We start from the raw sequence: 12989 nt of genomic DNA, 5'->3' as shown, positions 1-12989 counted from the left end.
CAAGAAGGTTCACCATTATCGATAGCGACGGCGATCGCTCACCGAGGCTCGGCGCCGTTCACCCGCCGGTCACGGGCGGCGTGATCGAGAGCGTGTCGCCGTCGGCCAGCTCGGTCGCGCCGCGTCCGAGGTGGGTCACGTTGATCCCGTTTCGTAACACCGTGACGCTCCGAGCGATCGTCCCGTCGTCGGCGAGCAGCGTCCCCTCGAGGTCGGGATGGTCGTTCTCGAGCGCGGCGAGGACGTCCCGAACGGTCGTTCCCGAGTCGAACTCACGAGTCGTCGTCCGCTCGCCGACGGCCTCGCGAATCATCGCGAAGTACCGGAGCTCGAGCTCCATCAGTCGGCGACGCGCTCGGCGACGTCGGCCAGGTCGAGGCGCTCGACGGTGTCGGTCGTCGGGTGGCCGTTGTCGTTCCAGCCGCGGAACTCGTAGTACTCGTCGAGCATCCCCTCGAGCTCCTCGGGCGGACAGTACATCCCCTCGGAGGGGCCGTCGGGGATCGGCTCGTGCATCGTCCGGTGGGGGAGCGTGTCCGTCCCGCGGTCGGCGACGCCGCGGGCGACGTTGATCAGGCGCTCGAGGTTGTAGATCCGCTCGCCGATCCTCTCGACGTCCTCCGTCGAGAGCTCCCAGCCGGTCGCGAGGCCGATCGCCTCCGCGTAGCGCTCGTTGACCCGGGCGCCCCAGCCCGCTTCGCTGACGAACCGACACTGGGTCAGCGAATCGCCCAGCGCGGTGAAGTGCTGGGTTCGGGCGGCGAACTCGGGGGTTCCCTCGGTCGTGTCGTCGTGGTTGCCGTCGTACTGGAGGGTGGGTCGGGTGTCGTGGTGAGAGCCTCCGCGCGTCGCCGTCGCGTAGCCGATGCTCATCCCCTTCAGGCCGCGCGCGGAGTGGGCCGCGAACTCGAGACCCTTGGCGCCGTAGAGGTAGCGGTCGGCCTCGTCGTCGAGGGACTCGGCCAGCCGGAACGAGCCCTCGGCGAGGTCGTCGCCGAAGTCCTCGCGCTCGGCCGTTCGCCGGGCGAGTTCGACCAGTCCGTCGGCGTCCCCGAACTCGAGGTGGGGCGAGTCGTCGTCGTCGAGCAGACCCTTCTCGTAACACTCCCGGGCGAACGCGACCGTGACGCCCCACGAGATCGTGTCCATGCCGAGTCGGTCACAGAGGTCGTTGGCCTTGATGACGCGCTCTGGGTCGTAGACCTCCTGGAGTGTCGCCGTCCCGAACAGCGACTCGAACTCCGGGATCTTCCCCTCGGTGATCCCCTCGGATTCGACCGAGACGTGCTTGCCGCACTTGACCGCGCAGTTCGCGCAGGTGGTGTCCTCGGTGACGTACTCCTCGTACAGGGTCTCGCCGCTTACCGCCTCGGCGTCGTCGGCGTCGGCCTGCTCGGTCTGCATGTTCCGGTGGCCGAGTTTGCCCATCTCGTTGATCGGGTTAACCAGCCCCGAAGTGCCGTACTCCTGGAGCATCTCGGTCTCCTCCATCAGCCGCCCCATCTGCTGGACCGCCCGCCCCTGGAGGTCGCCGGCGGGCTCCGGCTGGAAGTCGCCGCCCTGGACCGCGATGGCCTTCACGTTCTTCGAGCCGAGCACCGCGCCCGCGCCGCCGCGGCCGGCGACGCCCTCGCGAATCTCCGATTCGTGGACTAAACAGGCGTACCGGACCTGGTTCTCGCCCGCCGGCCCGTTCGCGAGGACGTGCGTGTCGTAGCCGACGCCCTCGCGGTCGCGAACCTCCTGGCACGTCTCGTAGGTCTCGGTTCCCTCGAGGCCGTCGGCCGATTTCACCTCGGCGCCGTCCTCGTCGACGACGACGTACGAGTGTTCCTCGGCGGCGCCGTGGAGCACGACGCCGTCGAACCCGGTCGTCTTCAGCGCCTGCGGTAACGTGCCGCCGAAGGTCGAATCGAAAAAGCCGTTCGTCATCGGGCTCACGAAGCCGACGACGCCGCGCGACGTCGACTGGAACGGGGTTGCGTTCATCGGCCCGACCGCAAGCGCCAGCACGTTCTCCGGATCGAACGGATCCGCGTCGACGGGAACGTGTTCGGCGACCTGCTTGGCGACGAACCCGTTCCCGCCGAGGAATCGCCGGGCGTCCTGAGGGTCGATCGATTCGATCTCGGTATCGCCGGTCTCGAGGTCGACGTGGAGGATCTCGCCGCCGTACACCGAGGGGAGCGTCTCGGACATTGATATGAACACCGTACAGCGGAGAGCCCCTTAATTCATCGGCAGTGTTCCTGCGTGTCGATTGGACATCGACGGTCGTCGGTGCATCGAGAGGGTCCGTGAACGATACTCTCGTTCGACACACACGATGTCCCTTCGCTCACGCGCGCAGTGGCTTTTTCCGGATAGCCGCGATACGTTCCCCGTGACTCGACTTTCGACCATCGTTATCCTCGTAGGTCTCGCGAGGGTCGTCCCGCTACCGCCGCCACTCGGAATCGTCCTCGGCGCCCTTCTGACGCTCGCCGGCGTCGGACTCAGACGGTTCACCGAGAACTAACGTGTTCGCGAGGCGAGCCGGCCCCGGAGTCAAGTAAGTCGTCCTCGAAACGATACGGACGATGAGCGAGGGGCGAGACCTGCCCACGTTCTTCTTCGGCCCGGAGGTGAACAGAGCGGTCAACGAGGCGCTGCCACCGATCGCGGTCGACGCGTTCGGCGTCCTAACCGCCCTCGGCGACGGCGCGACCCTCGTGGCCGTCGCGGCCCTGCTGTACTGGTTCGGCGCGGCGGAGGACCGCCACGATCGGGCGATGGTGCTCGCGATCGCCGTGACGACCCTCGCGCTCGTCGCGGGACTCAAAGGGATCCTCGAGGTGCAGCGACCGCTGTACGCGGCCGACCCACCGCTGGCGTTCGCCCCGGAGACGTACCCGGGCTGGAGCACGCCCAGCGCCCACGCGATGGGCGCCGCGTCGGTCTACGGCGCGCTGGCCGTCGTGATGAACGTCGGAAAACGCTGGCAGCGCTACGCGGTTGCGGCCGCGCTGATCGTCGCGATCCCGTTCTCGCGGGTCGTCCTCGGGGTCCACTACCTCGGCGACGTGATCCTCGGCGCGCTGTTGGGACTCGGACTCGTCGCCGTCGCCCTCCGGATCACGAATCGGTCGGTCACGCCGATGTTCGCGCTCTCGCTTGCGATCGCGGTCGCCGCGTTCGCGCTCGGCTCCGAGGAGTACACGACGATGGCGATCGGCGCGTCGCTGGGCGGGCTCCTGACGTGGTCGGCTCTCGAGAACCGGGACGCCGACCCGCTGGGGGCCTCACTCCTCCTGCTGGGGCTGCTCGTGCTCCCGCTGTTGGCGGTCGTCAGGCTGCTCAACGCGCTGATCGCCGTCGAGGGCGGGTTCGTGATCGCCGGAACGCTGACGGTGAGCCTGCTCGCGATCCTCGAGACGGTCGGGTTTGCGGTCGCCTTCGGCGGTGCGATCGCTGCACCGTACGTCGCGGCCGAACTCGACGACTCGAGGGCAGTCCGGAGACTACAGCGAGCGTTGCCGTTCAGCGGCCGCACCGTCGATCCGGACGCCGTCGGGGAGGAGCCGACCCCGGAACGGGAGGCCGGCGACTGACTACGCTCCGGTCGGAGCGCTCGAGTGACTCCCTCCGGTGGTCTGTCGCCGGCAACGAGCCGCGACGTCTGCGGTAGAGCTTTCCCCGCTCGCGACGAGTTTCGCTATGGCGATCGAAGCCTCGTTTACCGCGACGGAGGGTGAGTTCCCGCTCGCCGAGGTGTTCTCGAAGTTTCCGGCGGCGAGGATCGAGCTGGATCGCGTCGTTCCGACGAACGACGTATTGATCCCGTACTTTTGGCTGCAGGAAGAAGGGTCGTCGGAGATCGATCTGGAGGGGATCGACCACCCGGGGATCGACGACCTCCGGATCGTCGATGACGTCGACGGCGCGGTGTTCGTCCGCATCGACTGGGACTTCGAATACGAGAGCGTCCTCACCGCGATCCTCGAGACCGACGTGGCGCTCGTCTCGGCCGTCGGCAAGGAGGGGAAATGGACCTTCGAGGTCCGCGGAACCGAACAGCGGGACGTCTCGGCGTTTCAGTCCTACTGCAAGCGCCACGACATCCCGGTGGAGCTGACCCAGCTCCACGCGCTCTCGCCGCTCGAGTCGGGCCAGGAGTACGACCTCACCGAAGCCCAGCGGGAAGCGCTGACGCTGGCATACGCCCGCGGGTTCTACGACTCCCCGCGCGAGGTTACCCAGAGGGAGGTCGCCGACGAACTCGAGATCTCCCGGCAGGCGCTCGCCTCTCGGCTCCAGCGCGGAACCAGACGGTTAATCGCGAGTACATTGATTCGACGCTCGGACTAACTCTTATAAATGCGTTACGAGAGTAAAAGTCAGACTCACCATCGTCCCGTTCGAACGGAGTACTATGATGCGAAACGAGCGCCAGGTGTCGATCCGATTCGACGGAGTCGACACCGCGGCCAGGGAAGGGGAACTGCTCGAGGGGGACACCGACGACCGCAAGCAAGCCAATGGGTGAGTCCGACGAGCAGCCGGGATCGGATGGCGAGCAGGTGGTCGAACGGGAGGAGACCTACGAGCACGAGCGACACGGCGAAGTCGAAGTAACGGGGATCTGGAAGGGCGTCGAGGAGGTCGACGGGACGCACGACGCCAACGAGAACGACGTCTACATCGTTCGCTACTCCACCGAGGAGGACGGGAGGGAGGTCGACGAACTCACCGACACGCTCGACGAGTTTCTCGAGGCGCTCGAGTAAGCCCGCTACGCGTTCGATCGAGGAGACGTCGACTGACCCGCGTCCGCTCGTTCTTGCGTCGTTCGGATCCGGCCGTTACCAGGAGCCGAAGCACTCCCGAACGCTATCCACACCGTCGCGGGCCTCGAGCGCCAGCAGCAGCTTGATCCGCGCCTTGTGTGCCGGCAGATCGTCGCCGCTGATGGCGCCGTGATCCCGAAGCGTCTCGCCGCCGCCGTTGCCGTAGATCGCGGCGAGCGACCCGGCGTGGGACCGCGACGTCACGACGACGGGAATTCCGCTCTCGATCGCGTCGCGAACGGCGTCGCTCAGCGTCTCGCTCGTGTTCCCGAGGCCGAACCCGTCGAGGACGATCCCGTCGGCGTCCTCCTCGATCGCGAACCGAAGCTGTCGGTCGCTCATCCCCTGACCGGAGGCGACGATCGGGACGGTCTTCTCCGCCCGCAGCGCGTCGATCGACTCGGTGTCGCTCCCCGGCTCCCGGTACAGCCGCACGTCGTCACGGGTGAACTGCGCGACCGGGCCCTTGTCCGGCGACTCGAACGTCTCGAGCTTTCGGGTGTGGCCTTTCGTCACGTCGCGGGCCGCGTGGAGCTCCTCGTTGAACGCGATGTAGACGCCGCTTCGGATCTCGTCGTGAGTCGCGGCGCGAAACGACGTGACGAGGTTCGCGGGGCCGTCGGTACTGACCTCGTCGGGGCGGCGCTGGGCGCCGGTGAAGACGATCGGGAGGTCCAGATCGAGGGCCAGATCGAGGTGGTAGGCCGACTCCTCCATCGTGTCGGTGCCGTGGGTGACGACGATCCCGTCGGCGACGTCCTCGACCTGCCGTGCCTTCTCGCCGAGTTCGGCGACGTGTTCCTGCTCGAGGTTGAAGCTCCCGAGCTGGGTGACCTGGTCGACCAGGATCTCGTCGGCGTACTCTTCGAGCTCCGGCACCGACTCGATCAGCGCCTCGCCGCTCTCGGACGGCGAGGCGCCGCCGTCGCCCGGCGTGCTCGCGATCGTGCCGCCCATGCTCAGTACCTGGACCACCGTGCCGTCATACTCCCCGCGTTCGTCGGATTCGTTCGATCCCTCCATCTCGTCGGTAGCTGCGGTGGCGTTGCTCGTAAGGGTGGCTCCGCCGGCGATTCCCGCCAGTTGCATGAACGAACGTCTGTCGGCGTCGTACTGGGACATCGTGTACTGTGCGAGCAGGTGCCAAAATAAGGGTGTGCCTCGCTGCAAAATAGGAGATGGCTCGAGCCGGGTGATAGCACTATTTCCCTTGAGGTCGAAGAAACCCGCATGAGCGTAGACACGATCCTGGTAACCGTCGGCGAGGAGGATCGGGGACGCGCCGACGAGATCGCCAGCGCCGTGATCGACGTCGCCGCCCCGGTGGACGCGACGGTCGTGCTCGTTCACGTCCTCACCGAGGAGACGTACCGACAGGCGGTTTCACAGACCGAAGCGGCGAACGACGAGGAGCCCCGCGAGTGGGTACAACGGTGGTCGCGGACGGAACCGGCGACCCAACCGGGGATCGAGGGCGACGTTCCCGACTGGATACTTGAGCGGTCCGAGAGCAAGGACGCCACGGAAGGGACCGAGTCGCCGTCCGCGGAGGGGATCGAGGGGGTTCTCGAGCGAAAGGAGCTGATTCGGGAGTTCACAGCGGCCCTCGAGGAGGACGGCATCGACTACGAGATCCGCGGCGACGTCGGCGAACCGACCGAGCAGGTTCTCGCCGCGATCGAGGACATCGATCCCGACTTCGTCGTGGTCGGCGGCCGCGATCGCTCTCCCGCCCGGCAGACGCTGTTCGGCAGCGTCTCCCAGGAAATCCTGCGATCGGTGGATCGACCCGTGATCTCGGTTCGGGAATCCAGCCGGTCGTAGCCGTCGAATCGGGGACAAACTCCCGTCGGAGACGTGTCCGCGTACCACTCGTATCGTACGTTCTTCGTTTCGATCGTCCGGAAAACGAACAAAAGCCCGTTTACCGGGAGCGAATAGTTTACACTGGGCCGTACCGCGAGTCCGCGACGTGGGAAGATCGGACTGTCATACTATGATCGACGGCAGCGTACGTGCCGACCCATGTCGTATCCGATCCGCGTCGCAGACGTCATGAGCACGCCGGTAGTCACGGCGACGCCGAGCGAGACTGTCGCCGACACCGCGGGAACCCTTCTCGAGGAGGAGATCAATTCGATAGTAGTCCTCGAAGACGACGAGGTCGTCGGCATCGCAACTGGTACCGATCTTATCCGTGCGCTCGACTGGAGCGAGTCCCCGCGCAAAAAGCTGCTGGCGGACGTCATGTCCGTGCCGGTCGCGACGACCGAGCCGGCCGCCGAGCTCGAGGACGCTCTCGAGACCATGCACGATCACGGAGTTGCTCGACTGGTCGTCGTCGAGGACGCCCGTCTCGTCGGCCTGGTGAGCACCGACGACGTGATCCGGTACGCCCCGCAGGTCTTCCACCGTCGGACGCTCGCCACCGATCCCGAGTCGAGGCCCCAGTACCGCGCCAGACAGGAGACCGAGTACGAACTCGCCGACTGGATGTTCGAGTGCTCGACGGTCTCCGCCGACGGCCTGAGCGTGGGCGACCGGGCGGAGTTCTCGAAGACCGTCTCCGAGGCGGACGTGCGGTCGTTCGCGACGGCGTCGGGCGACACCAACCGGCTTCACCTCGACGAGCGCTACGCGGGCGAGACGCGGTTCGGCCGGCGAATCGTTCACGGGACGCTCGTGAGCGGGCTCATCAGCGCCGCCCTCGCCAGGCTTCCCGGGGTCACCATCTACGTCTCCCAGGATCTGGCGTTTCTGGCGCCGGTCGACCTCGGCGAGCGCGTTACGGCGGTCTGTGAGATCGTCGGCGAGATCGGCGATCGGAAGTTCGAACTGACGACCGACGTCCTCGATTCGGACGGCGAGCGTGTTCTCGAGGGAGAGGCGACGGTGCTGGTCGACGACGAGCCCGAAACGGCGACCGTCGAGGTCGAAGCGATCGCTTAGTGGTCACGGATTCGATGATCCCCCGAAACCGACGATACGTCGAAAACGATCGATTCGTTTCGGCGTTCAGGGCGCGGACGCGGATCCCCTCGAGTCCCGAACCCTACCGATCCCGTAGTAGAGTCCACCGACGACCGTCGCGATCCCGTAGCAGACGACGGTGAAGGGGATCCAGTAGATCCAGAGGCCGTACTGCGGGAGCACGTAGCTCCCGACGACGGTCATCGCGAGCAAGACCGCGTATCCCGGCGCCGCGAACGGCGTCATCAGCCGGGTGTCGAGGACGCCGAGGGTCACGGGGACGAACAGCAGGCAGAACGCGACGACCGTCGCCGGTCCGAACAGGACCTGAACCGCGAACTCGCGATACTCGTTCATGCGATCCGCTCGAGGCCGTAGCGCTCGAGCAGCCGTTCCGTAATCTCGGTCGTCCAGCGCACCTGGGTCGCCGGGTCGAGCATGAAATCCGTGAGCTCGACGAGGAAGCCGGGTCGCTCGAGGTCGCCGCCAACTTTGTGGATCAACAGCGGGTTCGAGCCGGTCTGTGTGTTCCCCATCGTGAACCGGTGGGGGAGCATGAGCCGCGGGACGTGCTCGTCGTTCATGTGCTCGATCACCGCCCTGGCGTCGGCGGGGGCGTCGCCCGCTCCCGTCGGAAAGATCGCCTGGCCGACCCACCGATCGTGAGTGTTGTAGATCCCTCGAGAGCGATGCAGGTCGAGCACGACGTCGGGATCGTAGCGTTCGACCTCCGCCCACAGCGCCCGCGCGAGTTCGGTCGTCGGCTCCTCGCCGGCGGGGAACTTCCGGTTCAGATCCCCCTCCGGGCCGTCGCGGGTGTTTCGTTCGACGGCGACGATCTCGGCCCAGGGGATCACGACTACTGTTCCCTGCTCGACGCCCCAGCCGATAACCTCCTCGGCAGCCCGGTAGCCGTTCGTCTCGCCACCGTGGATCCCGCCGAAGACGATCGCCGTCGGACCCGACTCCGGGGCCTCGAGTTCGAACAGCGGCGTCTCGCGGTCGGTTCCCTCCATGATCGGGCGCGTCTCGAGGTCCATTGACGAGTGGGAGGAGGGCGGCTCGCCCGGTCCCGGCGACTCGCCCCTCGAGCGGAGGACGCTCGCGCCCGCGACTAGGCCGGCGGTCGCGGCCCCGGCGCCGAGCACCGTGCGTCGCTTCATGTGTATTCCTTCTCGAGCGTGTGAAGATAAATCGTGCGTCGGCTGGCCGATACGAAACGGCGGGTACGGCTACCCCCGTATTTCGGTGATCTCGACGCGCAAACGGGGGGAGCGCACACTCGAATACTACCGGGTGTCGTACCGGCGCGGCCGTCAGCCGCCTCTCGTCGGCGGTCGCGTCGGTTCAGGCTACCACGATCAGAACGGTGGAGACGGCGACGAGTGTCTCGAGCGAGCGATGGGTGCCGATCGGTTCTTTCTCGCGAGCGTGGTAACCTCGGTCCCTCACCGGACTGCTCGCCACCCCCCAAAGACGTAATACGGGATCCGTCCCATCGACTGCAATGGGGTCGCCGATCGAGGAGATCGAATTTATCGCCAGTTCGACCCATCGGGTCGGGGTACTCGATGCGCTCGCTGAACGGGGGTGCGACCGGGCCGACCTGCGATCGCGGACCGGCGCCCCTCTAGGGTAGTCGATCGATGAGGGTCAGTCAACTGGGGGATTACCGTCAGATCAGTGTCTTATGGTCGCACAGGGCTCAGAACAGTTTGTATCTCGAATCGAACAACCGGTCGAGCGGAGTTGGACGGCGACGCCGATCAGGGTGTTCGCCGTCCGCTCACGCTCCCACGCTTCATCAAATTCCGGCGCGTGGCACTCGCCGGACAGGTCTGCGAGCATCGTTCCAAACTAGCTCGAGGACTTGATCGCTTCTCAAACCCCGCTAACTAAACGGCTCCGTACAAACGATCGTCTTTCGAGAGTGGAACGTTCTCCCGATCTGCATTTCTCATTGCGTGGGACTCAGGGGTTAGATAGAGTACTTCGACCAGCGTAACTCCGGGTATGTCAACCGACGATTCTCTAGTTCGGACGGCTCTGATACTCGTCGCCGTGATCCTGTTGCTACCGCTTGTTATGATGATTCTGGCGATGCCGGTAATGGGGTTGTGGGGTTGGGGTCACATGTGGAACGGCGGCGCGTGGAACGGAACCGGGGCGGCGTGGATGTGGCTTCTCATGGCGATCGTTCCGGTGGCTACCGTTCTCGTAGTCGGGTACTTGCTGTACCGTCTCCTTCGGCGACCTGCCGCTCGACGGTCCGATCCGGCGCTCGAGGAGTTGCGGATTGCCTACGCTCGAGGTGAAATTTCGGACGAAGAGTTCGAAGAGCGTCGGAAACGCCTCGAGCGCACGGAGTAGCTCTCACGAGTACAGCATCAGCGTGTACCTGTGCTGAGTCCCGCCCTCGAGCTCAGCTGGTATTATTCTGCTTCCCGTTTGTGTGCTCATGTTACCGTCGACAGACGAGGTCCGTGTGTGGCTCGTCGATCGCGGTTACAGTGATCGAGACCTCATTGCTCTCCAGTATGCCACCCTCGAAGAAGACGAAGCCTACCCGAAGGAAGTCACACCACAGGCGCTGGGAACGGTAACTGCTGCCAAGGACGTCTCCCCCGCCAATCTCGGAACCGTCGATGAGCCAGAGCTTCGGGAACGGTACGCCGCCGAAGCGACGCAAATGGCCGAGGAACACGGCCCCGACGATCCGATCCGATCTCCGCGCTCGACGACTTACGAGACCGCAAAGCGAGAGAGAAGCCGGCTACAGCTCGAGATTCCGCAGACGGGCCGAGTTCGTGATAACCGACAGACTGGAGGTGAACATCGCAACGACGGCGATGACCGGGTGGAGAAGCCCGAAGAAGGCGATCGGGATCGCCACCGTATTGTAGACGAACGCCCAGAAGAGGTTCTGCTTGATCTTCGAGAAGATCCGTTCCGAGAGGGTAAACGAGTTCACGAGTGCATCGAGCGACCCTCGAACGAGGCTGACGTCGCTGGACTGGATCGCGATATCGGTCCCGGTCCCGATGGCGACGCCGACGTTCGCCTGCTTCAGCGCCGGGGCGTCGTTGATGCCGTCGCCGACCATCGCAACCTCGTACCCTGCGTCCTGTAGCTCGCGGACTTTGTCGATCTTGTCCTCCGGGAGGACGCCGGCCATGACGCGGTCGGGATCGATGTCGACCTCGTCGGCGATCGCGCGGGCCGTCCGCTCGTTGTCGCCGGTGATCATCCACGTCTCGAGCCCGCGGTCGTGGAGTTCCCGGATCGCGTCGGAGGATTCTTCCTTGATCGTATCGGCCGTACTGACGACGCCGACGACCTCGTCCTCGACCCCGACGAGCACGGTCGTCTTGCCCTCCTCCTCGAGGGCGTTCAGCTCCGCCTCGAAGGCGAGCGGGATGCCGACCTCCTCGAAGAACGTCGTATTTCCGACGGAGACGGTTTGCCCGTCGATCGTCGCCGTAATCCCTTTTCCGGGGACGCTATCGAACTCGTCCGGTTCGGCCAGTTCGATATCCCGTTCGTCAGCGTAGTCGATGATCGCCTGTCCGATGGGGTGTTCGCTTCCCCGCTCGGCGGAGGCTGCGAGCCTCACGACGTCTCGCTCGTCGAATTCGGTTGCCGACTCATCGGCCACGGCACTCCCACCGTCGCTGCGTGGCTGCCGGCTAGATTTCGTGACGACATCCGTAACGGAGTGGTTCCCCTCCGTGATCGTTCCCGTTTTGTCGAGCACCACGACGTCGAGGTCTTTCATCGTCTGGATGGCCTCTCCGTCGCGGAAGAGGATACCGTTCTCCGCGGCTTTCCCGGTTCCGGCCATGAGGGCCGTCGGCGTCGCCAGTCCGAGCGCACACGGACAGGAGATCACCAGGACTGCGACGGCCGCGAAGATTCCCAACGTCAGGGGGTCCAGTGCGAGGTCGACCCAGGGGAGAGACGCCTCGCCGAGACCTGCGACGACCGCCATTCCGTCGGGAAACAGAACCCACAGCACGAACGAGAGTGCGGCGAGGACCAGGACGGTCGGCACGAAGTAGTTGGTCACTCGATCCGTAAGCGCCTGAATCGGAACCTTCGTCCCCTGCGCTTCCTCGACTAGGTCGACGACCTGCGAGAGGAAGGTGTCGTCGCCGACCTTCTCCGCACGAACCTTGAGTAGCCCCGCCTGATTCACGGTCGCTCCGATCACCTCGTCACCCGCTTCCTTCGTGACGGGATCGGACTCGCCCGTTACCATCGACTCGTCGACGTTGCTCCGTCCGTCGATGACCGTTCCGTCGACGGGCACTTTTTCGCCGGGGCGAACGATCATCACATCACCGACTTCGACCTCGTCGATGGGGACTTCCACCTCTTCGCCATCCCGTTCGACCGCCGCCGTTTCAGCCTGCATCGAGACCAGTCCCTCGATCGCTGCGCTCGCTCGGCCCTTCGCTCGGTGCTCGAGGTAGGTCCCCACCTTGTGCGAGGCCATGATCATCGCACCGACGCCGGCGTAGTTCTCCATCGGCAGCACGAAGACCATGATGCCGGTCGCCCACGCGACCAGGGTCCCGATCGAAATCAGCGAATCCATGTTGAACGTCCCGTTTTTAATTCCTCTGTACGCGGATGCGTGGGTTGTCCGTCCGTAGTAGAAGACAACGATTGTCGCGAAGATGAACATCGCGACGTCGATCTGGAAGCCAGTTAGGACCTCCAGCGGCGTCCACATGAAGACCATCAGGAGAACGATCGGCGACGTGACGATCCACGCTCGGATCGCTCTCCGGCGCATGTCCCGCAGCTCCGCCTCGTCTTCCATCTCCTGTTCGTCCTCGAGCAGCTCGTCGCGGACTCCGTAGCCGGCAGCGTCGACGGCGGCAACGAGCGTGTCGACGTCGACGTCCGGATCGTGGTGGACGTTCGCTCGCTCGGTTGCGAAGTTTACGGACGCGTCAGCAACCCCCTCGACGTCTTGCAGGCTCTCTTCGATGGTCGAGGCGCACGTCGTACACGACATCCCCGAAAGGGAGAGATCGGTACGTTCGAGATTCGATTGGTCGGTTTGCATGGTCTGTCCACCTCATCCTAAACTACGAGATCCATTTTTAAGCGACTTGTCGTTAACAGTATTCGACTCTCGACGGGGGCCGATCTTCGACTCCAAAGAAAGCGCTCGAGAGCGGTTCA

General features: G+C 65.1%; 13 protein-coding genes. 7 read left to right on the top strand and 6 right to left on the bottom strand.

From position 1 onward, the window contains the following. Nucleotides 1-58 precede the first annotated feature (58 nt). Together ACFEMD_RS02550 and ACFEMD_RS02545 are read right to left on the bottom strand one after the other, a co-directional pair. Nucleotides 59-340 (bottom strand): ubiquitin-like small modifier protein 1, encoded by a 282-nt coding sequence (locus ACFEMD_RS02550; protein WP_394739316.1) that lies wholly within the window; start codon nt 338-340, stop codon nt 59-61. Next, nucleotides 340-2199: an aldehyde ferredoxin oxidoreductase family protein gene (locus tag ACFEMD_RS02545; protein ID WP_394739315.1), complete on the bottom strand. Its 1860-nt coding sequence runs from the start codon at nt 2197-2199 to the stop codon at nt 340-342. The genes ACFEMD_RS02550 and ACFEMD_RS02545 overlap by 1 nt, the downstream gene beginning before the upstream one ends. Nucleotides 2200-2383: 184 nt before the next feature. Between ACFEMD_RS02545 and ACFEMD_RS02540 the strand changes: the two genes are divergently transcribed. From ACFEMD_RS02540 to ACFEMD_RS02525, 4 genes are all read left to right on the top strand, one after another. Next, nucleotides 2384-2518 carry a transporter gene (locus ACFEMD_RS02540; protein ID WP_394739313.1) on the top strand — a complete coding sequence of 45 codons (135 nt, stop codon included), beginning with the start codon at nt 2384-2386 and terminating at the stop codon, nt 2516-2518. Nucleotides 2519-2579: 61 nt separating this feature from the next. Further along, entirely contained in the window at nt 2580-3590 is a 1011-nt protein-coding gene (locus ACFEMD_RS02535) for a phosphatase PAP2 family protein (RefSeq protein ID WP_394739311.1), read from the top strand. A gap of 106 nt (nt 3591-3696) precedes the next feature. After that, a complete protein-coding gene (locus ACFEMD_RS02530) occupies nt 3697-4347 on the top strand; it encodes a helix-turn-helix domain-containing protein (protein WP_394739310.1) in 651 nt (216 codons plus the stop codon). A gap of 170 nt (nt 4348-4517) precedes the next feature. After that, on the top strand, nt 4518-4766 hold the full coding sequence (locus ACFEMD_RS02525) for a hypothetical protein (protein WP_394739309.1): 249 nt from the start codon (nt 4518-4520) through the stop codon (nt 4764-4766). Between the two features lie 75 nt (nt 4767-4841). Here the strand turns inward: ACFEMD_RS02525 and ACFEMD_RS02520 are convergent, their stop codons facing one another. Next, nucleotides 4842-5948, bottom strand: coding sequence for an asparaginase (locus ACFEMD_RS02520; RefSeq protein WP_394739308.1), 1107 nt, complete (start codon nt 5946-5948; stop codon nt 4842-4844). 108 nt (nt 5949-6056) lie between these two features. Between ACFEMD_RS02520 and ACFEMD_RS02515 the strand changes: the two genes are divergently transcribed. Next, nucleotides 6057-6650: a universal stress protein gene (locus ACFEMD_RS02515; RefSeq protein WP_394739307.1), complete on the top strand. Its 594-nt coding sequence runs from the start codon at nt 6057-6059 to the stop codon at nt 6648-6650. A 201-nt stretch (nt 6651-6851) separates the two neighbouring features. Beyond that, nucleotides 6852-7775, top strand: coding sequence for a CBS domain-containing protein (locus ACFEMD_RS02510; RefSeq protein WP_394739306.1), 924 nt, complete (start codon nt 6852-6854; stop codon nt 7773-7775). A gap of 66 nt (nt 7776-7841) precedes the next feature. Here ACFEMD_RS02510 and ACFEMD_RS02505 read toward each other — a convergent pair whose 3' ends face one another. Both ACFEMD_RS02505 and ACFEMD_RS02500 read right to left on the bottom strand, forming a co-directional pair. Next, the gene (locus ACFEMD_RS02505) at nt 7842-8153 is read right to left on the bottom strand and encodes a hypothetical protein (RefSeq protein WP_394739305.1); all 312 of its coding nucleotides are present in this window, start codon (nt 8151-8153) and stop codon (nt 7842-7844) included. Further along, complete coding sequence (locus ACFEMD_RS02500; protein WP_394739304.1) at nt 8150-8959, bottom strand: M14 family metallopeptidase; 810 nt, start codon at nt 8957-8959, stop codon at nt 8150-8152. The genes ACFEMD_RS02505 and ACFEMD_RS02500 overlap by 4 nt, the downstream gene beginning before the upstream one ends. 850 nt (nt 8960-9809) lie before the next feature. On the opposite strand from ACFEMD_RS02500, the gene ACFEMD_RS02495 reads away from it, so the two are divergent. Further along, complete coding sequence (locus tag ACFEMD_RS02495; protein ID WP_394739303.1) at nt 9810-10166, top strand: SHOCT domain-containing protein; 357 nt, start codon at nt 9810-9812, stop codon at nt 10164-10166. Between the two features lie 403 nt (nt 10167-10569). Here ACFEMD_RS02495 and ACFEMD_RS02490 read toward each other — a convergent pair whose 3' ends face one another. After that, entirely contained in the window at nt 10570-12870 is a 2301-nt protein-coding gene (locus ACFEMD_RS02490; protein WP_394739302.1) for a heavy metal translocating P-type ATPase, read from the bottom strand. Between the last annotated feature and the right edge of the window lie 119 nt (nt 12871-12989).

The sequence above is a fragment of the Natronococcus roseus genome, from assembly GCF_043677095.1.
Taxonomy (GTDB): domain Archaea; phylum Halobacteriota; class Halobacteria; order Halobacteriales; family Natrialbaceae; genus Natronococcus; species Natronococcus roseus.
The sequence above is the reverse complement of the archived record's forward strand: the minus strand, read 5'-3'. Positions and strand labels throughout refer to the sequence as shown.

What these genes read in the sequence shown, in the direction of transcription:
- ACFEMD_RS02550 (WP_394739316.1), bottom strand. Translation starts at nt 340, where the DNA reads ATGGAGCTCGAGCTCCGGTACTTCGCGATGATTCGCGAGGCCGTCGGC.
- ACFEMD_RS02545 (WP_394739315.1), bottom strand. Translation starts at nt 2,199, where the DNA reads ATGTCCGAGACGCTCCCCTCGGTGTACGGCGGCGAGATCCTCCACGTC.
- ACFEMD_RS02535 (WP_394739311.1), top strand. Translation starts at nt 2,580, where the DNA reads ATGAGCGAGGGGCGAGACCTGCCCACGTTCTTCTTCGGCCCGGAGGTG.
- ACFEMD_RS02530 (WP_394739310.1), top strand. Translation starts at nt 3,697, where the DNA reads ATGGCGATCGAAGCCTCGTTTACCGCGACGGAGGGTGAGTTCCCGCTC.
- ACFEMD_RS02525 (WP_394739309.1), top strand. Translation starts at nt 4,518, where the DNA reads ATGGGTGAGTCCGACGAGCAGCCGGGATCGGATGGCGAGCAGGTGGTC.
- ACFEMD_RS02520 (WP_394739308.1), bottom strand. Translation starts at nt 5,948, where the DNA reads ATGTCCCAGTACGACGCCGACAGACGTTCGTTCATGCAACTGGCGGGA.
- ACFEMD_RS02515 (WP_394739307.1), top strand. Translation starts at nt 6,057, where the DNA reads ATGAGCGTAGACACGATCCTGGTAACCGTCGGCGAGGAGGATCGGGGA.
- ACFEMD_RS02510 (WP_394739306.1), top strand. Translation starts at nt 6,852, where the DNA reads ATGTCGTATCCGATCCGCGTCGCAGACGTCATGAGCACGCCGGTAGTC.
- ACFEMD_RS02505 (WP_394739305.1), bottom strand. Translation starts at nt 8,153, where the DNA reads ATGAACGAGTATCGCGAGTTCGCGGTTCAGGTCCTGTTCGGACCGGCG.
- ACFEMD_RS02500 (WP_394739304.1), bottom strand. Translation starts at nt 8,959, where the DNA reads ATGAAGCGACGCACGGTGCTCGGCGCCGGGGCCGCGACCGCCGGCCTA.
- ACFEMD_RS02495 (WP_394739303.1), top strand. Translation starts at nt 9,810, where the DNA reads ATGTCAACCGACGATTCTCTAGTTCGGACGGCTCTGATACTCGTCGCC.
- ACFEMD_RS02490 (WP_394739302.1), bottom strand. Translation starts at nt 12,870, where the DNA reads ATGCAAACCGACCAATCGAATCTCGAACGTACCGATCTCTCCCTTTCG.